At 70.0% G+C, this 17,886-nt stretch carries 18 protein-coding genes; 13 read left to right on the top strand and 5 right to left on the bottom strand.

What is annotated here, in order from left to right:
• The first annotated feature begins 1 nt into the window (after nt 1).
• The 8 genes from FS769_RS03210 (at nt 2) to FS769_RS03245 (ending at nt 8,300) form a co-directional block, all read left to right on the top strand.
• Complete coding sequence (locus FS769_RS03210) at nt 2–1,513, top strand: FGGY-family carbohydrate kinase (protein WP_144829284.1); 1,512 nt, start codon at nt 2–4, stop codon at nt 1,511–1,513.
• A complete protein-coding gene (locus tag FS769_RS03215) occupies nt 1,510–2,235 on the top strand; it encodes an SDR family oxidoreductase (RefSeq protein WP_144829286.1) in 726 nt (241 codons plus the stop codon). The genes FS769_RS03210 and FS769_RS03215 overlap by 4 nt, the downstream gene beginning before the upstream one ends.
• Nucleotides 2,232–2,867 (top strand): bifunctional 4-hydroxy-2-oxoglutarate aldolase/2-dehydro-3-deoxy-phosphogluconate aldolase, encoded by a 636-nt coding sequence (gene eda, locus FS769_RS03220; RefSeq protein WP_313959267.1) that lies wholly within the window; start codon nt 2,232–2,234, stop codon nt 2,865–2,867. The genes FS769_RS03215 and eda overlap by 4 nt, the downstream gene beginning before the upstream one ends.
• A gap of 233 nt (nt 2,868–3,100) precedes the next feature.
• Complete coding sequence (locus tag FS769_RS03225) at nt 3,101–5,998, top strand: chitobiase/beta-hexosaminidase C-terminal domain-containing protein (RefSeq protein ID WP_144829289.1); 2,898 nt, start codon at nt 3,101–3,103, stop codon at nt 5,996–5,998.
• An 82-nt stretch (nt 5,999–6,080) separates the two neighbouring features.
• A complete protein-coding gene (locus FS769_RS03230) occupies nt 6,081–6,422 on the top strand; it encodes a hypothetical protein (RefSeq protein ID WP_144829292.1) in 342 nt (113 codons plus the stop codon).
• Nucleotides 6,419–6,646, top strand: coding sequence for a DUF1653 domain-containing protein (locus FS769_RS03235; protein ID WP_260979680.1), 228 nt, complete (start codon nt 6,419–6,421; stop codon nt 6,644–6,646). The genes FS769_RS03230 and FS769_RS03235 overlap by 4 nt, the downstream gene beginning before the upstream one ends.
• A 129-nt stretch (nt 6,647–6,775) precedes the next feature.
• A complete protein-coding gene (locus tag FS769_RS03240; RefSeq protein WP_144829295.1) occupies nt 6,776–7,483 on the top strand; it encodes a histidine phosphatase family protein in 708 nt (235 codons plus the stop codon).
• Nucleotides 7,476–8,300 carry an ADP/ATP-dependent (S)-NAD(P)H-hydrate dehydratase gene (locus FS769_RS03245; RefSeq protein ID WP_144829298.1) on the top strand — a complete coding sequence of 275 codons (825 nt, stop codon included), beginning with the start codon at nt 7,476–7,478 and terminating at the stop codon, nt 8,298–8,300. The genes FS769_RS03240 and FS769_RS03245 overlap by 8 nt, the downstream gene beginning before the upstream one ends.
• On the opposite strand, the gene FS769_RS03250 is transcribed toward FS769_RS03245, so the two are convergent.
• The gene (locus FS769_RS03250) at nt 8,288–9,046 is read right to left on the bottom strand and encodes an alpha/beta fold hydrolase (protein WP_260979681.1); all 759 of its coding nucleotides are present in this window, start codon (nt 9,044–9,046) and stop codon (nt 8,288–8,290) included. The two genes, FS769_RS03245 and FS769_RS03250, sit on opposite strands and share 13 nt — an antisense overlap.
• A 121-nt stretch (nt 9,047–9,167) precedes the next feature.
• Between FS769_RS03250 and FS769_RS03255 the strand changes: the two genes are divergently transcribed.
• Together FS769_RS03255 and FS769_RS03260 are read left to right on the top strand one after the other, a co-directional pair.
• Nucleotides 9,168–9,770, top strand: coding sequence for a hypothetical protein (locus tag FS769_RS03255; protein WP_144829300.1), 603 nt, complete (start codon nt 9,168–9,170; stop codon nt 9,768–9,770).
• Between the two features lie 135 nt (nt 9,771–9,905).
• On the top strand, nt 9,906–10,307 hold the full coding sequence (locus FS769_RS03260; RefSeq protein ID WP_260979682.1) for an aldehyde dehydrogenase: 402 nt from the start codon (nt 9,906–9,908) through the stop codon (nt 10,305–10,307).
• Nucleotides 10,308–10,354: 47 nt separating this feature from the next.
• On the opposite strand, the gene FS769_RS03265 is transcribed toward FS769_RS03260, so the two are convergent.
• The 4 genes from FS769_RS03265 to FS769_RS03280 all read right to left on the bottom strand — a co-directional run bounded on the left by FS769_RS03265 (nt 10,355) and on the right by FS769_RS03280 (nt 12,227).
• Entirely contained in the window at nt 10,355–10,612 is a 258-nt protein-coding gene (locus tag FS769_RS03265) for a nuclease (protein WP_144829303.1), read from the bottom strand.
• A gap of 311 nt (nt 10,613–10,923) precedes the next feature.
• On the bottom strand, nt 10,924–11,310 hold the full coding sequence (locus FS769_RS16740; RefSeq protein WP_186325403.1) for a hypothetical protein: 387 nt from the start codon (nt 11,308–11,310) through the stop codon (nt 10,924–10,926).
• Between the two features lie 234 nt (nt 11,311–11,544).
• Nucleotides 11,545–11,931, bottom strand: coding sequence for a type II toxin-antitoxin system death-on-curing family toxin (locus tag FS769_RS03275; protein ID WP_144829308.1), 387 nt, complete (start codon nt 11,929–11,931; stop codon nt 11,545–11,547).
• Nucleotides 11,928–12,227 carry a ribbon-helix-helix protein, CopG family gene (locus FS769_RS03280; RefSeq protein ID WP_144829311.1) on the bottom strand — a complete coding sequence of 100 codons (300 nt, stop codon included), beginning with the start codon at nt 12,225–12,227 and terminating at the stop codon, nt 11,928–11,930. Before FS769_RS03280 ends, FS769_RS03275 begins: the two co-directional genes overlap by 4 nt.
• Nucleotides 12,228–12,461: 234 nt before the next feature.
• Between FS769_RS03280 and FS769_RS03285 the strand changes: the two genes are divergently transcribed.
• The 3 genes from FS769_RS03285 to FS769_RS03295 are packed head-to-tail and all read left to right on the top strand — an operon-like array spanning nt 12,462 to nt 17,578.
• The gene (locus FS769_RS03285) at nt 12,462–13,838 is read left to right on the top strand and encodes an MFS transporter (protein ID WP_144829314.1); all 1,377 of its coding nucleotides are present in this window, start codon (nt 12,462–12,464) and stop codon (nt 13,836–13,838) included.
• Between the two features lie 4 nt (nt 13,839–13,842).
• Nucleotides 13,843–16,020, top strand: a complete 2,178-nt coding sequence (locus FS769_RS03290) for a molybdopterin oxidoreductase family protein (RefSeq protein ID WP_144829317.1) — start codon at nt 13,843–13,845, stop codon at nt 16,018–16,020.
• The gene (locus FS769_RS03295) at nt 16,013–17,578 is read left to right on the top strand and encodes an FAD-dependent oxidoreductase (RefSeq protein ID WP_144829320.1); all 1,566 of its coding nucleotides are present in this window, start codon (nt 16,013–16,015) and stop codon (nt 17,576–17,578) included. The genes FS769_RS03290 and FS769_RS03295 overlap by 8 nt, the downstream gene beginning before the upstream one ends.
• Nucleotides 17,579–17,886: the final 308 nt, after the last annotated feature.

Here is a 17,886-nt window from a genome sequence, read left to right on the forward strand (position 1 = left end):
CATGGGACCCCTCGCTCTCGCGCTCGATCTCGGCACCGGCGGGTGCAAGGCGTCGTTGTGGTCGGCCGAGGGTCGATCCGTCGCCGAGACGGTCGTCGGCTATCCGACGCGGCATCCGGCGCCCGGCAGGTCGGAGCAGCGGCCTCAGGAGTGGTGGGATGCCGTGGCCTCAGCCACGCGCACGGTGCTGGCCGATGTGCCCGGCGCCCGCGAGGCCGTGATCGGCATCGCGCTGTCGGGGCAGAGCCTCGGGGTCGTGCAGGTCGACGGGAGCGGTGAGCTGGTCGCGCCGAGTACGCCGATCTGGTCCGACACCCGCGGAGATGCGGGCACGGTCTTCTCGCGCATCGACGAGGAGGCCTGGTACCTGCGCACCGGCAACGGCTTCGGTGCTGCGCTGTATCCGGTGTTCAAGGCGCGAACGCTCCGGGCCGAAGACCCCGAGGGGTGGGCGCACACGCGGGTGCTGCTCGGGTCGAAGGACTGGATCACACTGCGTCTGACCGGCGAGATCGCCACCGACCATTCCATGGCATCCGGAACCGGCGCCTACGACCTCGCGACCGGTGCCTACGACGCCGAGGTGCTCGATGCCGCGGGGCTCGACGCATCGCTCTTCGCGCGGCCGCGCGAGTCCGCGGAGATCGTCGGCACTCTTCGCCTGGATGCCGCGGAGGCACTGGGACTGCCCGAGGGGGTGCCCGTGCACGCGGGCGCGGTCGACAACGCCGCGATGGCGCTCGGCTCGCGCGGCACCCGTGACGGTCGCATTTACGCGGCCCTCGGCTCGTCGAGCTGGATGACCGTCACCTCCAGCGCGCCCGTCGTCGACGTCGCGACCCGGCCCTACGTCTTCCGCCATGCCGTGCCCGGCCTGTACGTCAGCGCGCTCTCGACCTTCAGCAGCGGCACCACGCTCACGTGGCTCCGCGACGTGCTGGCACCGGGCGTCGACATCGGCGAGCTGATCGCGCGAGCCGACGACAGCCCCCGGGGTGCGCGCGGGTGCGTGCTCGTTCCCACCCTCGCCGGCGGCACTCCGCTCGAAGGCGGCAGTACCGTGCGCGGTGCCCTGCAGGGCCTCGAGCTGGGCACCGGCCCCGGCGACCTGATCCGCGCCTGCCTCGAGGGCGTCTCCTTCGCCCTCGACCGCAGCCTGCGGCACATCCGTGCCCTCAGCGGGCTCGCCGCCGACGCCGACCTGCTCGTCTCCGGCGGGGGCAGCCGGTCGGCGGTCTGGAACCGCATCTACGCCGACGTCCTCGACACCCCTCTTCTGCGCACCTCCGTCGATCAGCAGGCGGCGACCCTCGGCGCCGCGGCGCTCGTCTTCGTCGGCTCGGGCACGTGGAGTTCCTTCGACGCGGTCGACGACGCGCACGTCGAGATCGAGCGCATCACCCCCGACCCCGAAGGCGTCGCGGCCTACGCCGCCCTACGCGAGCATTTCGACGCCGCCGCCGACGCCGCCGTCCTGTTCGCCCGATCATCTCCCGTGAAAGAGACCCCATGATTTCCCTGCCCCTCGTCGTCATCACCGGTGCCAGCTCCGGCATCGGCGCCGCCACCGCGCGGGCGTTCTCGGCCGCCGGCCACCCGCTGCTGCTCATCGCGCGCCGCCTCGCGCCCATGGCCGCCCTCGAACTGCCCGATGCTGAACTCGCCGAGGCCGACGTCACCGACACCGCCGCGGTCGCCGCAGCGATCGCGCGCGCCGAAGAGCGCTTCGGCCCCGTCGATCTGCTGGTCAACAATGCCGGTCTCATGGCGCTCTCCCCCGTCGCCGAGCAGGATCCCGCGCTCGTGCAGGAGCAGTTCGACGTCAACTGCGTCGCCCTGGTGAAGAACAGTCAGCTGGTGCTGCCGGGCATGCAGCAGCGCCGCCGCGGCACGATCGTCAACATCGGCTCGATCGCCGGCAAGCAGCTCTACGACAACCACGTCGTCTACAACGGCACGAAGTACGCCGTGCACGCGATGACCGAGGGTCTGCGCCGCGAGAACGCCGCCCACGGAGTGCGCGTGCTGCTCGTCGCGCCCGGCATGGTCGACACGGGGTTGCTCGGCAACACCGGCGAAGGCGCCGTCCTCGACGGCTACAACGACTACAAGAAGAGCATCGGCGGCGGCCTCGTTCCCGACGACATCGCCTCGGCCATCCTCAGCGCCTACCAGCTGCCGCAGCACGTGAGCTTCCGCGAGATCGTGGTGGCCCCGACCTCGCAAGACGCGTGAGCACCGCCATGCTCCACGGCAGCCGCATCGTTCCCGTCGTCGTGATCGACGACGCCGCCTTCGCCCCCGACCTCGCCGACGCCCTCGCCGCCGGTGGCATCCCGTGCGCCGAGATCACCTTGCGCACCCCGGCCGCTCTCGACGCGATCCGCGCCGTCGCCGGTCGCCCGCGCTTCGCCGTGGGAGCGGGCACCGTGACCACCGCCGCCCAGGTCGACGCGTCCGTCGACGCCGGGGCGACCTATCTCGTCTCGCCCGGTTTCGATGAGGCCGTCGCCGAGCGGGCGGCGCACCACGGCGTGCCGTTCATCCCCGGGGTCGCCACGGCCACCGAGATCCAGCGTGCGATCGCGGCGGGCCTCGATCACCTCAAGGTCTTCCCCGCCGCGGCCGTCGGCGGGGTCCCGGCTCTGAAGGCCTTCGCCGGGCCGTTCCCCGACGTGCGGTTCCTCCCGTCGGGCGGGGTGTCCGCCGCCAACGCCGCGGACTACCTCGCGCTGCCCTCGGTCTTCGCCGTCAGCGGGTCGTGGATGGTGCCGTCCACCGCCCTCGCGGCGCGCGATGCCGACACCGTGCGCGCGTTGTCGGCTGCGGCGACGGCGGCGGTCGCCGCGAGCGCGCCCACGCGCTGACGAACGCCGCCGTTCCGAGGAGCTCGAGAGACGGTTCCGAGCGACGGTGTCGGGCTTGCAGGTCCAGCAGGCAGTAGCAGCACTACCTTCACTACCTCGAAAAGATATTTAAACCGGCGCTTGCAGCCCCCTGACGCGCCCACGTAGGGTCGATTTCATCCCCCCGGCGTAGTGGGACTACATTCACGACTCTCCCTCACGCCATCCCCGCATCAATGGCGATAGGAGATCTCATGAGACGACGGCGCGCAGCCCTCGCGTTCACAGCGGCGACCGGAGTGGTCGCCGCCGCCCTGATCGCGCCCGCGACGGCCGCTTCGGCGGCCGACGAGCAGCGCACGGTCACGGTCCACCTCGATCGGACCGTGCAGGAGGACTACCTCGGTGTCGGCGTGAACGTCATTCCGTGGAGCCTGCTGGAGGGCACGACGAAGTACGGCTACGACGACGCCGATTGGGAGGTCGACGTCGAGCGCATCCAGACGCTGCAGCCGAAGGTCGCCCGCGTATGGTTCCAGATCGACTGGATGGAACTCGAGAAGGGCCAGTACGACTTCGAAAGCCCCGAGATGATGGCGTTCTATCGCTACCTCGACGCCTTCAAGGCCGCCGGCACCGAGATCGAGCTGAACTTCGGATGGAAGGTCGGCGAGCGCGTCCACGACTGGTTCACCATTCCGGGTGCGCCCGACCCCTACATCTCGGCCCCGGCCGATCTGCCCGCGTACGGCGCCTCGGCATCCGCGCTCCTGCAGAACCTCTTCGACCGCGGATATGACAACGTCGACCACCTCACCTTCTACAACGAGCCGAACGGCAGCTGGGACTTCTGGGCGCCGGGCGACGAGAAGGCGTACTACGCCGACATGGCGCGCGCCGTGAGCGACCGTCTCACCGCCGACGGTCTGCGCGACGACGTGCAGATCTGGGGCCCCGAAGAGGTCAACGCCGTGGCGTGGACGCAGTACATGGCCGACAACGCGAGCGACGTCTTCGACCAGTACTCCTTCCACCTCTACGGGGAGTCGTACGACGCGATGGGCGATGCGATCGCCGAGCGTCGAGCGGCCATCGGCGATGCGCCGTTGAACCTGTCCGAGATGGGCTGGACCAACCCCGGCACGAGCGTCTGGGAGACCGGGTACGCCAACTACATCGTGCGCAGCGCCAACGACGGTGTGCACTCCAACCTCATCTGGCAGCTCAACGGCGTCATGACCGGCGACCCGGCGGGCGACACCAACGGCTCGTACAACCTGTGGGATTCCGTGATCCTCGGCCTCGCACCGACGGCCGCGTTCTACGAGGCCGGACCGCTCATGCGGTACGTCCCCACGCACAGCACCGTGCTGGGCACCGAGGTCTCCGACGATGACGTGCGCGCCACCGCGTTCCGCGCGCCCGACGGCGAATTGACCGTGCTCGTCGAGACGCAGGAGGGCTCGTCGAAAGACGTCCGCGTGCAGTTCGAGGGCGGTGAAGCCGCCGACGACTTCACCCGGATCTCGTACACCGATGCCATCGCACAGCCCGAAGACAACGCTCTGCTCCCCGCGTCGAGCGGCACGCTGACCCCGCAGGGCAACGCCTTCACCGACGACACCGTCGGCGCCGAGCACAGCTACGCGATCTACACCACGGCCCCCGCGGCCACGCAGGTGAAGATGGCGTCGGTGCGCAACGAGGTCGCCGGTGGCGGCCAGGTGCAGCTGGGGGCGAGCGTCGTCGACGGCACCGGCACCCCGGCCTGGACCGTCGTCGGAGACGGCAACGGCACGGTCGACGCGAACGGGCTCTATACCGCGCCCGCCGTCACCACCGAGCGCAGTGTCGCCGTGCGCGCCACCCTGCCGAACGGCGACTACGGCGTCGCGATCGTCGAGGTCACCCCCGCGAGCACCGCGGGCGTGACCGATGCCCCGGTCTTCAGCCTCGGCACGGGGGTCTACCCCTCGATCGAAGCCGTGACCATCACGAGCGGCACCCCCGACGCGCAGATCTACTACACGACCGACACCAGCGAACCCACGACGGCATCCACCCCGTACACGGGGCAGATCTTCCTCGAGCCGCTGAAGACGACGTACCTGCGCGCGATCGCCGTCGCGCCCGGCGCCACCGCCTCGGGCGTCACCTCGCGGTTGTACAAGGTGAGCGACGTGCAGAACGCGCCCGACGGGTACACGTTCTGCCAGTACGCCGACGGCGGCGAGTGCGCCTTCGACGGTGAGGCGAACGTCGCGTTCGGCTCCGACGGGCAGTTCGTGTTCGGCACCTTCACCGACGGCGTCGACTGCGCGGTCGCCTCGTTCGGGTCGAACCCCAACCCCGGCGGCGACAACCGGTGCTTCGTAAACCCCGACGTCTCGCAGGAGCCGCCGCTGGTGAGCATCCTCAACGCCGGTTTCGAGCGGCCCGCCACCGGCGGCACCGCGAACGGTCCGATGGTGAACGGCTGGACCTTCAGCGCCCGCGCCGGCATCCAGCACAACAACAGCGTGTTCGTGCCCGCATCACCTGCTCCGCAGGGTGAGCGCACCGCCTACTTGAAGAGCGATTCGGGTCTGGCGAGCCGCATCGACCAGACGGTCGTGTTCCCCGAGGGCACCTTCGCGATCACCTTCGCCGCCGCCAACCGCGTCGGCTTCGGGGGTCAACAGGAGTTCGACGTGCAGGTCGATGGCGAGACCCTCGGTCACTACGTGCCCGTCGGCGGCGACTACGAGTACTACGAGACCGAGCCGTTCACGGTCTCGGCGGGCGAGCACACGATCTCGTTCGTCGCGACGACGACCGACGGCGACAACACGGGCTTCGTCGATGACGTCCGGGTCGTCCTCGCCGACACCACGCCGACCGACACGACGGCGCCGACCGTGACGGTCAAGCAGGGCGCGGAGTTCACCCAGGGCACTGCAGAGGCCTACGACAAGGTGAGCTTCAAGCTCCATGACGCCGGCAAGATCGACCGCGCCACCATCAACGGCGTGGTCAAGGATCTGGCCGACAACGAGTGGTCCGACGTCAACTTCGTCGCACCGGGCATCTTCGGTGCGGTGTCGGGCGAGAACACGATGATCGTTCAGGATGCCGCGGGCAACACGACGACGCTCACGTTCCAGCTGCGCTGACGATCGACACCCCGGGCCCGCCTCGCGTCATCCGACGCGGGGCGGGCCGTTCCCGTTCAGCCCCGGCGTCTAGGCTCGACCCATGACCTGCACCGCTCGCCCCACCTACGACGAGATCTACCAGTGGGTCACCGACTACGAGAAGCACGACAGCGTCGCCCACGCGACCGTGCACGTGCTCCGCCAGGACGACCCCGAGCACCTCAACTCGGGCATGGTGGCGATCCACCTCAACCACGGTCCCGCGTCGATCTCGTTGAACGTCGACTGCGAGCGCACGTGGACGGCAGCTCTCTCGGAGCGCTCCGGCGAGTTCCCCCTGTCGGGCGGCAACCTCGTCGCTCTCGGCGAGGAGCTGTACACGACGGGCAAGCTCTGCGAGTACCTGCAAGCGCGTACCGACGACGTCGCCGCGGTTTCGTGACGCACGCCGGGCTGCCGCACGTCGAACCCGGCATCTACGAGCACTTCAAGGGCCAGCGCTACGAGGTCTTCGGAATCGCTCGTCATTCCGAGACCGAAGAGGTCTTCGTCTCGTACCGCACCCTCTACGGCGACCACTCGTTCTGGGTGCGCCCGATCGCGATGTTCACCGACCACGTCGAGCGCGACGGCTACTCGGGCCCGCGCTTCCGCCGCGTCGAGTAGCGCGTTTCGACAGATCCCGGATGCCGCGGAGCCCTGGCTTCACGACGTCACCGCTTCGGCCTGCGCCGACGCATAACCGCCCTGTCAACGCCCGTGCGCTCACGCGATCAGCCGACCTACCGTGCCGCCATGGCAGTGACTCGACTCTGGCTCGTCCGGCATGGTGAAAGCGAAGGCAACGTCGCCGCTTCGAGGGCGGAACGCGAGGGATCCCCGGTGATCGCGCTCGACGAGCGCGATGCCGACGTCGAGCTCTCCCCCACCGGCCGAGAGCAGGCCGAGGCCCTCCGCACCTGGGTGGCGTCGCTCGACGCCCCGATCGACGAGTACTGGGTGTCGCCGTACCTCCGCGCACGGCAGACCCTCGCCCTCGCGGTCGGCGACGACCGAGCGGCGCTCGTCGACGAGAGGCTGCGAGACCGGGAGCTCGGCATCCTGGACCTGCTCACCTGGAAGGGCGTCGAAGAGCTCCACCCCGAAGAGGCGGCGCGGCGACGGCACCTCGGCAAGTACTACCACCGGCCACCGGGCGGAGAGTCGTGGGCCGACGTCGCGCTCCGACTCCGCTCGTTCCTCGGCGAGGCGCTCGACCGCCCCGGACCATCGGCTCTTGTCGTCGCGCACGACGCCGTCATCATGCTGATCCTGCACGTGCTGCTGCCCCTCGACGAGCCGAAGCTCATGGCCTTCGCCGCGACCCACACGGTGCGCAACGCGTCGGTGACCGAGCTCGTCCGCGACGACGAGGGCTGGAAGCTCGTGACCTTCTCGGCAGTTGATCATTTGCAGACCGAGGGCGCCGACGTCACCGTGCACGGAGGCGAAGACGATGCCTGAACCCGTCACCCTCCAGCTTCTGCGCGAGTGGGGCGTGCCCGATGCCGGCGGCTCGAAGAAGTCGCGCGGCCAGGTCGTCGTGGTCGGCGGATCGCGCCGCTCCCCCGGCGGTCCCCTGCTGTCGGCCGAGGCGGCTCTGCGCGTCGGAGCCGGACGCGTCGGCATCGTTGCTCCCTCCGCGATCGTTGCGCAGCTCGGTCCGGCGATGCCCGAGGCCGGCATCTACGAGCTGCCCATCGGCTCCGATCCGGTCGACGACGACCTCCGTTCCGCTCTCGAGTCGGCGGATGCCGTGCTCCTCGGCCCCGGTTTCGATGATCCGGATGCCACCCGCGCGGCCCTCCATGCGGTGTCGGGTCCCGATGTGAGCCGGCTCGTGCTCGACGCGTTCGCACTCGGCATCCTGCCCTCGTTCGACCGCGATCTCCTCCCCGACGAGCTGATCATCAACGCCAACGAAGAGGAGGCCGAGCTGCTGCTCGAGCGCGACCTCGGCGACGACCGCGCCGCCGATACCCTCGAGATCGCCCGCCGCTACCGCGCCGTCGTGCACTGCTTTGGCACGGTCGCCACCCCCGACGGTCGCTGCTGGCAGGCCGAACCCGGCGGGTCGGGCCTGGGCACCGCGGGCAGCGGCGACGTGTTGTCGGGCACGATCGCCGGCTTCGCCGCTTTGGGGATGGATGCCGAGCAGGCGGCCGTCTGGGGCGGGTGGACCCACGCCCGCGCGGGCGACCGGCTGCAGGAACGGATTGGCATCGGTTTCCTCGCGCGCGACCTCATGCCCGAGCTGACGGCCGTCGTTCACGAGAGCTGAGGCAGCGCTCCTGCGAACGCGCGGATGCGCTCGGCCGACTCGTGCGACGCAGTGAACTGCGCGAGGTGGTGATGGCCCGCGATTGCCGAGACCTCCGCCGTGGCGGCTCGCGCACCGAGCCGATCCGCCCACGACTGCTGAGCGATCGGATCGGCGCCTCCGCGCAGCACGAGCAGCGGAACGTCGAGCATTCCGACGCGATCCTCGATCGGATACCGCAGCATGTGCCGCGCCTGCCGCGCGTACCAGATCGGTCCGCACCGCACGTAGTCGGTGAACACGATCATGTTCGGCCGGGGCGGCTCGAGTGCCGAGTCTCGCGCCAGCAACGCCGCTTGCCAGAGCAACCCGCGACGTCGACTGTCGGTCACCGGCCCGAACACCACCACCCCGCGCGCAAGGTCGGGGCGTCTGATCGCCAGTTCAACGACCCACTGGCTCCCCATCGAGTGTCCGACGAGCACCGCGTCGCGAACGCCCATCTCGTCGAGCACGACGCCGAGGGCGTCGGCGACGACCCGGATGCCGGACCCACGGCCCGGCTTCGGCAGACCACCGAAACCGGGAAGGTCGATCGAGTGCACCTCGGCATCCGTCGACAACTCCTCGTGCAGGGGCTTCAGGTAGCGGTGCGACATGCCGATGCCGTGAATGAGCACGTAGACCGGTCGCCCCGGCCGGCGGGTCGAGAACGAGCGGAAGGCGAGATCCCCGACGATGTGGTCGGCGGTGTCGAGGTGGGGCACGGGGGCCACCGTACGTCGGCCGGCGTCGGCGCAGGCGAGGGTTGCGATCGCTCCCCCGCCGGCGACACGACCGCCCCTTGGTTGCGTCCGGTGCCGACGGACCGCGTGGGAGAGTGACGACGTGAAACTGTATTCCGACTTCGCCGCGCAGCGCGCCCGTCAGATGACCGCCGACGTGGTCGCGCTCGCGCTCATCGCGATCAGCATCGCCACCGGCATCGTGGTGTTCTCGACGGTGAACCAGCTCGCGCAGTTCGGTGTGCAGATGCAGAACGCGGGCACCGACTTCCGCACGTCGATGACCGACGTCGGCACCCGACTGGGTGGGGTCCCGTTCATCGGCGAGGGGATCAGCGCTCCGTTCAGCACGGCGAGCTCGGCCGGCGATACCCTCGCGGCTGCCGGTCAGACCCAGCAAGACCTCGTTCTGCAGGCGGCCATCGCACTCGGGGTGGGCGTCGCCGCCCTCCCGATCCTCATCGTCCTGCTGGTGTGGCTCATCCCGCGCCTGCGCTTCATCTCACGCGCCACGCGCACCCGCGCGCTGATGCGGTCCGGGCTCAACACCGACCTTCTCGCTCTGCGAGCACTCACTCATCAGAAGGCGGCAGTCATCTCGAAGATCGCTCCGGATGCCGTGGGAGCCTGGCGCCGCAGCGAGCCCGAGGTCATGCAGCGCCTCGCCGGGCTGGAGCTGAGGTCGGTCGGCATCCGGGTTCGATAGCAACCACGAGGGTCGCTGAGCAACCCGCTGAGAGCTCTGTCGCACCCGCGCCTCTCGCGCGTAGCATCGCCGGTACGCCGGAGTCCCTCCGCGGCATCCGGTCCCTCCGAACCGACGAGAACACGGGAGATCCAGATGGACACGATGGCGATGATGAAGTCGATGGACATGGGCGAGATGACCATGGACATGGATGCCATGCAGGAATGCATGCAGTCCCTCAACGCGTGCGCGATGGCCGCGGCCATGTGCGCCGGCAGCGACATGATGCACGGCGCCGAGATGGCCACGTGCTGCGCCATGTGCTCGAACATGGTCGAGATGGCGCAGGCGACGATGCACATGATGATGCGTCCGGCCGGCATGAACATGGACGTGATGAGCGCCATGATGACCGCCTGCATGACCATGGGCAAGGCGTGCGCCGCCGAGTGCCGCGCGCACGGCGACATGGACGAGATGTGCCGCTACTGCGCCATGGCCTGCGACGACATGGTCATGAAGTGCGAGGCCATGATGGCCTCGATGACCGCCTGAGTTCTCTTCTTCGCGCGGCCGCTGACGTTTCGTCGGCGGCCGCGCGGCTATGCGGTGCGCGCGGTCGTGAGGATCGCGGACGCGCTGAGCAGTTCGGCGACCGGGTGGTACGCCACCGGCTCCCCTACCGCGATGTCGACGGCTGGGCCGACGATCCGCAGCTGCACGGTCGTGCCGTTCAGCAGCGCGACCGTCGCGGTCGAGCCGTCGGCGTCGAGGACGAGGCCGTCCCACCACGCAGACGGGTTCGAGGCTGCCATGCAGCGCTGGATCGGGTGGACTGTCGACGAGATCGTGCGGGACATGGCTTCACCTGCCTTCGAAGTGGTTGATGTGATGAAGCTACGGGATGCCGTGGGGGCGGGCGATCTGGGGCGTAGCGGGGCGTAACACCGCGCTGCGCGTCCCACCCGTCAGACGGCGCGAGGACTATCGGGCCGCGTTGCTCGATGCAGTCCCCATGACCAGTTTGGCAGCGATCCCCGCCGGCATCGGGAACCGTGCGAGGAAAGTGACTCCCTCATTCGTCGCGTCGAAACGCGAAATGGTCTCGTTCGCCGGCTCGTAGAAGGTGTCACCCGGGCGGAGGATCGACTCCACTCCGTCGCCGACTCGATCATGGCGCGGGATGAGGAGCGGCGGGTGTGAAGGCGGCGATCGCAGCGCGCACGTCGGCAGCGAGCGCGGTCTTCTCGGGACCCGAGAGGAACGCGGCCTCGACCCCTGCGAGTCCTACGGCCTGGAACTCCGGGACGCCCCAGCCGAACCACTCCTGGATGCGACGGAACTCCGCGCTGATGCACACCATGGAGATCAGGCGGTTGTCGGGGTTGATCGTGAGTGTGAAGCCGAGCTCTCGCAGCAGGTCGATCGGGTGGTTCTCGATTCCGTCGAGGACGGCCAGGGCGTTCGACGACACGCACACCTCGAGCGGAATCCGACGATCGATGACCCACTGTGCCGTGCGCCCCAGCGTCAGCTCGGCCGCCCACTTCGACCGCACACTCCTCCAGCGCTGCCCCGCGGGTTCGTCTCTCTGGGTGCCCGCGCACGAGCTGTGGGCGCAGTAACGCGCCAGGAATAAACAGAGCGGCACGGATGCCGTGTGGGCATCGGACCCGGCATCTCTGAGCCACCGTGCAGACGGGTTCGAGGCTGCCGTACAGCGCTGAATCGGGTGGACTGTCGGCGAGATCGTGCGGGAAATGGCTGGTCGGCCGGCCGGCACCGTCCCCACTCAGTTCTCTGGGTGTCGGCCCGTGCGGACGGTGTGTTCCTCGAACCACTGCTGGACTTCGCTGAGTGAGGGCGGATTCTCGCCAGCAACCGTCCGAACGAAGCGGTCGCCCTCGTCGGGGTTGGCGGTCGGGGTGTACCCATTGAAGTCGTAGAACACTGCGGTGAGGTACCAGCTCAGCCGTTTGTTGCCGTCCAGGAGTGGATGGTTGTGGTTGATCGCGGTGAAGAGGACGGCGGCTTTGCGGTGGATGCCTTCGTGGACCTCTTCGCCGAACACCGGCATGGGGGCAGCGAGAGCAGAGAGTAGGCCGCCCCGGTCTCGGTAGTGGAAGCCTTTGTCCGCGATGAGCTCGTCGACGTCCTCGGGGTCGAGGTATTCGGTCACTGGGAGAGTCGGTCGAGCAGCTCGGCGTCTCGCTTGTCCACCTCGGCGATGGCGTCGCGGAACCGGCGGCGCCGCACGGCGCGTTCGTCCATGTGCAGGACTGCCTGCTCGATGACGCCGTTTTTGCTCATCTGCATCACGGCGGCAAGGTGCTCGAGGCGCGCTTCAGCCTCGTCTGACAAACGAACCGTCATAACCATGGCGGCATCCTCCTCTGGTTGCATCATGATACCGCGCAGGGGCGAGCCGGAGGGCGTCAACAGTGAGGGCGTGGCACGGCCCATAGAGGTGACCAAGCTTGACTCATATGTCAGCCGCCCGCGCCGATTTCGCCGCGTCCTACCGGCCCCATCGTCCCGTGTAACGCCCACGTAAACTCCCCCTCTCCCACCCCGCCCGGCGGGGTGAGCCAGTCGTTACCTCCCCGCCCCCGACCGCGCCGTCCCGGGTAATGCCTCCTCCCTACGCTGGCGGCACGTCCCGCCCATGCGGGGCGCTGCACCTCCCCGCATCGCCCACCGGAGGACTCCGTGACCGTCACCGACCCGCGCCCCGAAACCGCTCAAGCGCCAGCCGCCGCAGCCCTCCAGCACCGCCCCGGCCGCTGGATCGACAACTGGAACCCCGAAGACACCACGCAGTGGAACACCGAAGGTAAGGCCATCGCCGCCCGCAACCTGCGGTGGTCGATCTTCGCCGAGTTCCTCGGGTTCGTCGTCTGGCAGCTGTGGTCGGTCGTCGTCGTCTCGCTGCCGGCGGCGGGCTTCCAGCTTTCGACCGGTGAGATCTTCTGGCTCATCTCGATGCCGAGCCTCGTCGGCGCGACGCTGCGCATCCCCTACACGTTCATGGTTCCGCGCTTCGGCGGTCGCAACTGGACGATCGTCTCGGCCGGCCTCCTGCTCATCCCGAGCATCGGGCTCGCGATCGCGGTCAGCAACCCCGCGACCCCCTTCGGCGTCCTCCTGCTGATCGCAGCCCTCGCCGGCTTCGGCGGCGGCAACTTCGCCAGCTCGATGTCGAACATCACCTTCTTCTACCCGGCCGCCCAGAAGGGCTGGGCGCTCGGGCTCAACGCCGCCGGCGGCAACCTCGGCGCCTCGGTCGCCCAGTTCGTCGTCCCCATCGTCATCACCGTCGGCGCTGCCGCGACCCTCAACCTGCCCCTCGCAGGTCTCATCTGGGTGCCGCTGATCCTCGTCGCAATGGTCGGCGCCTCCCTCCGGATGGACAACCTCTCCGCAGCCAAGGCCGACATCGCGGCATCCCTCGCCGCTCTCAAAGAGCCGCACCTGTGGATCCTCGCGGTCCTCTACATCGGAACCTTCGGCTCGTTCATCGGCTTCGCGGGCGTCTTCCCGAAGCTGCTCGCCGACACGTTCCCCGACTTCAAGGGCATCGCGATCGGCACGGCGACCGTCACCCTCGCCTTCCTCGGCGCCCTCGTCGGCTCGCTCGCCCGGCCCTACGGCGGCAAGCTCGCCGACCGCTTCGGCGGCACGGTCATCACGATCGGCGCATTCACGGTGATGGGCCTCGGCATCCTGAGCGTGATCCTCACCCTGCCGACGCAAAACTTCGCGATCTTCCTGCTCTGCTTCCTCGTGCTGTTCGCGGCGGCGGGCATCGGCAACGGCTCGACCTATCGCATGATCCCGACGATCTTCGCCCTCCGCTCCAACGGCGGGATCGGCGCGCAGCGCAAGGCGGCTGCGGCCCTCGGCCTCATCTCGGCGATCGGCGCCTACGGCGGCTTCTTCATCCCGCAGGTGCTCGGATTCTCGAAGACCACGTTCGGCTCGTACGTCCCCGCCCTCGGCAGCTTCGTCGCCGCGTACGTGATCTTCCTCGCCCTCACCGCGGGCGTGTACCTGCGCATGTCGACCAAGTCCGGCACTCGGATCTGACGCCATGAGCTCCGCCGACACCCACTGCCCCTACTGCGCGCTGCAGTGCGCGATGACCGTCACCCACCAGGGTGAAACCACGGTCACCGGCCGCGACTTCCCCACCAACCGGGGAGGACTCTGCGCGAAGGGCTGGACGTCGGCGGAGCTCCTCGCGTCTCCCCAGAGACTCCGGATGCCGTTGCTCCGCCAACCCGACGGCACCCTCGCCGAGACCACCTGGGATGAGGCACTGGATGCCGTGGCCTTGGCCTTCCGCGAGACGAAGGCCACCCACGACCCCGACGCGAATGCGATCTTCGGCGGCGGCGGACTCACCAACGAGAAGGCCTATCAGCTCGGCAAGTTCGCCCGCGTCGCCCTCGGCACGTCGCGCATCGACTACAACGGCCGGTTCTGCATGTCGTCCGCGGCAGCGGCATCCAATCGCGCCTTCGGCATGGACCGCGGCCTGCCGTTCCCGGTCACCGACCTCGACGACGCCGCGACGATCCTGCTGCTCGGCTCGAACGTCGCCGCGACCATGCCGCCCTTCCTCGCCCACCTCGCCGGGGCACGAGCCGCGGGCGGGCTCATCGTCGTCGACCCGCGCCGCTCGGCCACCGCGCGCCTCACCGAAGACGGCGCCGGCACGCACCTGCAGGCGGCTCCCGGAACCGACCTTCCGCTCCTGCTCGGCCTCACGCACATCGTCATCGCCGAGGGCCTCCTCGACCGCGCGTATATAGAGGAGCGCACGACGGGGTTCGACGCGGTGCGGCGGTCGGTCGCCGCATGGTGGCCCGAGCGGACGTCCTCGACGACCGGCGTCCCCGTGGTGCAGCTCCGCGAAACCGCCCGACGCCTCGCTGCGGGCGGCGCGTTCATCCTCACCGGACGCGGCGTCGAACAGCACGTCGACGGCACCGCCACCGCGACCGCCGCGATCAACCTCGCCCTCGTACTCGGTCTCGTCGGGGGCGAGGGCTCGGGCTACGGCACGCTGACGGGCCAGGGCAACGGCCAGGGCGGACGCGAGCACGGCCAGAAGGCCGACCAGCTCCCCGGATACCGCTCCATCCGCGATCCCGACGCCCGCCGGCACGTCGCCGAGGTCTGGGGCGTCGATCCCGATGAGATCCCGGATGCCGGCATCCCGGCCACCGCCCTGCTCGGCGAACTCGGCGGGCCGGTCAAGACGCTGCTGGTCGCGGGCTCGAACGTCGTCGTCTCGGCACCCGACGTCGACGCCGTGCGCGCGCGGCTGAACGCCCTCGACACCCTGATCGTCTGCGACTTCTTCCTCTCCGAGACCGCGGAGCTCGCCGACATCGTGCTGCCGGTGCTGCAGTGGGCTGAAGAGGAGGGCACGATGACCTCACTCGAGGGCCGCGTGATCCGCCGTCGCCGCGCGCTACCCGGACCCGAGGGAGCCCGCAGCGAGCTGTGGATCATGGCCGAGATCGCGCGGCGTCTGGGCGCGGCATCCACGTGGTCGATCGATCCGTCCGAGGTCTTCGACGAGCTCGCCCGCGCGTCGGAGGGCGGCATCGCCGACTACTCCGGCCTCTCGCACGCGCTGCTCGACACCGGCATCGAGGCCTACTGGCCGTACCGCTCCGGGAGCACGCCGCGTCCCTTCACCCATCGCTTCGCCCACGCCGACGGCCGCGCCCGGCTCGTCCCCGTCGAGGCCACTCCCCCGACCCCGACCGACCGCGGCGCCGACCTCACCCTCACCACCGGCCGATACCTGCAGCAGTACCAGTCGGGAACCCAGACCCGCCGCGTGGCCGAGCTCCACAGCGCCCGCCCCGAGGCGCGGCTCGAGATTCATCCGGCGACGGCGTCTCGGCTCGGCATCCGCGACGGAGCCCTCGTCGCCGTCTCGAACACGCGCGGCACCGTGCGTGCGCGGGCGAGCGTGACCACGGATATCCGCCACGACACCGTGTTCCTGCCGTTCCACTACGCGGGCGACGAGTGCGCCAACCGCCTGACCGAGGCCATCGTCGACCCGACCTCGGCCATGCCAGAGTTCAAGCGCACGCGGGTTCGGGTCGAGGCGATTCCGGATGCCACGACCCCGGCGGTCCATCACGTTGCGGCCTCGCCCGTCGTCGTGGCGGAGCACCCGGGGGTCGCGCCCGCGCTCGTCGGCGTCGCAGGGACCCGAAGCACCCAGGAGGAGACCCATGTCTGAGCGTGTGGTGCTGGTGGGCTACGGCCCCGTCGGGGCGCGGCTGGTCGAGGGGCTCCTGCCCGCGGTGCGCGAGGGGCGGATCGACCTCACCGTCGTCGGCGCCGAACCGCACGACGTCTACAACCGCGTGCTGCTCGCCGAATACGCCGTCGGCCGCACCGATCGCGACGGTCTCGACATGAGCGACCGCCGCGTCGCCGAAGACGCGGGTGTGCGGTTCGCGCTCGGGACGACGGTGGTCGACGTCGACCGGAACCTGCGCGTGGTGCGCCTGCACGACGGCATCCGGATTCCCTACGACCGACTCGTGCTCGCCACCGGCGCGCGGGCGAACGTCCCGACGCTCGCCGGACTCGAGCGGGCACAGCGGCACCGCTCCGCGCGCCCAGCCGACCCCTCCGCCCTGGATCAAGGAACCGCCCCGCTCCCCCGCGGTGTCGTGGCCCTGCGCGACCTCGCCGACGCCGAGCACGTGCGCGCGGCGGTCTCGGCGGGTCAGCGCATCGTCGTGCTCGGCGCGGGAGTGCTCGGCATGGAGCTCGCCCTCGCCGCCGCCGAAGCGGGCGCCGAGGTGGTCGTGACGTATCACTCGGCCGCCCCCATGAATCGGACGCTCGATGAGAACGGCGGACGCGTGCTCGCCGCCGCGGCGAGCGCCGTGGGCGTCGAGATGATGCACCACGCGCGCGCCGAGAGCATCGTGCAGCGCTACGACGACCACGGTCAGGCCTGGTTCGACGGACTCGTCTGCGCCGACGGCAAGGTGCTCGCGGGCGACCTGCTGGTGCTGTCGTGCGGCGTCGGAGCGCGGACGGAGCTCGCATCGCTGTCCGGACTCGCCACCTCGGCCGGCGTGCTCGTCGACGCCTCGTCGCGCTCGTGGACCGACCCGAACGTCTTCGCGATCGGCGACTGCGCGCACGTCGCCGACCCCGCCGATAACGAGCCCGACGGTCGCGTGCCGGGAGGCCCGAGCGGACTCGTCGGCCCCGGCTGGCGGCAGGCCGACCGGCTCGCGGCCCTGCTGTCGTCGGGGGTCGAGGGACCCGCCGCCGTCGAACGCCCCGGCGTCGTGATGCTCAAGGCCGAGGGCATCGACGTGGTCGCCGGCGGCGCGGTCGACGCCGATCCGTTCTCGCACGCTCCCGGATGCCACGGCCCCCAGGTCACGCTCTGGACCGACCCCGCGCGCGGCGCGTACGTGAAGCTCGTGACCGTCGAGGGCGTGCTGACCGGCTTCGTCGCGGTCGGGATGCCCCGAACGGGTGCCGAGCTCACGCTGCTCTTCGAGCGCGGGTCGGAGCTGCCCGCCGACCGCTCGTCGCTGCTGCGCCTCGACGCCGCGGATGCCGGAATGCCCGCCGTCGGCGACCCCTTCGCCGCGGATGCGACCGTGTGCTGGTGCAACGGGGTGAGCGCGGGGGCGATTCGCGAGGCCGTCACCGCGGGCGAGCCGACGGTCGCGTGCGTGAAGTCCGCGACCCGCGCCGGCACCGGCTGCGGCGGCTGCGTCGGGCGGATCACCGAGCTGCTGGCCCGCGAGGCCGTTCCGGCGTGAGGACGCGCGTCGCCGGCGGCATCGGCGCGTGCATAACTCCGGAAAAACGGGCGCAGACCCGGCCTGAATCGCGTCCTCGACCCGCTCGGCATCCGGGATTTCCGGAGTTCGGCACGCCGTAGTCAGTGCCCGGGGCGACGCACCGTTGGCGCGAAGCGAGAACGTCTTTCGCATTCCGGCTCAAGCCATGCCGGGCGGCGCGCTGCGTCGCCATAATCGCGGGAGGCGCGCGCGGGGGGCGCGTCGGCGGGAGCTGCGGGGGCAGCAGTCGCTCTTCTTCCCGCCTTCGACGCGTGCGCTCGATTCAG

Origin of the sequence: Microbacterium sp. BH-3-3-3 (assembly GCF_007679045.1) — a bacterium.
Classification (GTDB): domain Bacteria; phylum Actinomycetota; class Actinomycetes; order Actinomycetales; family Microbacteriaceae; genus Microbacterium; species Microbacterium algihabitans.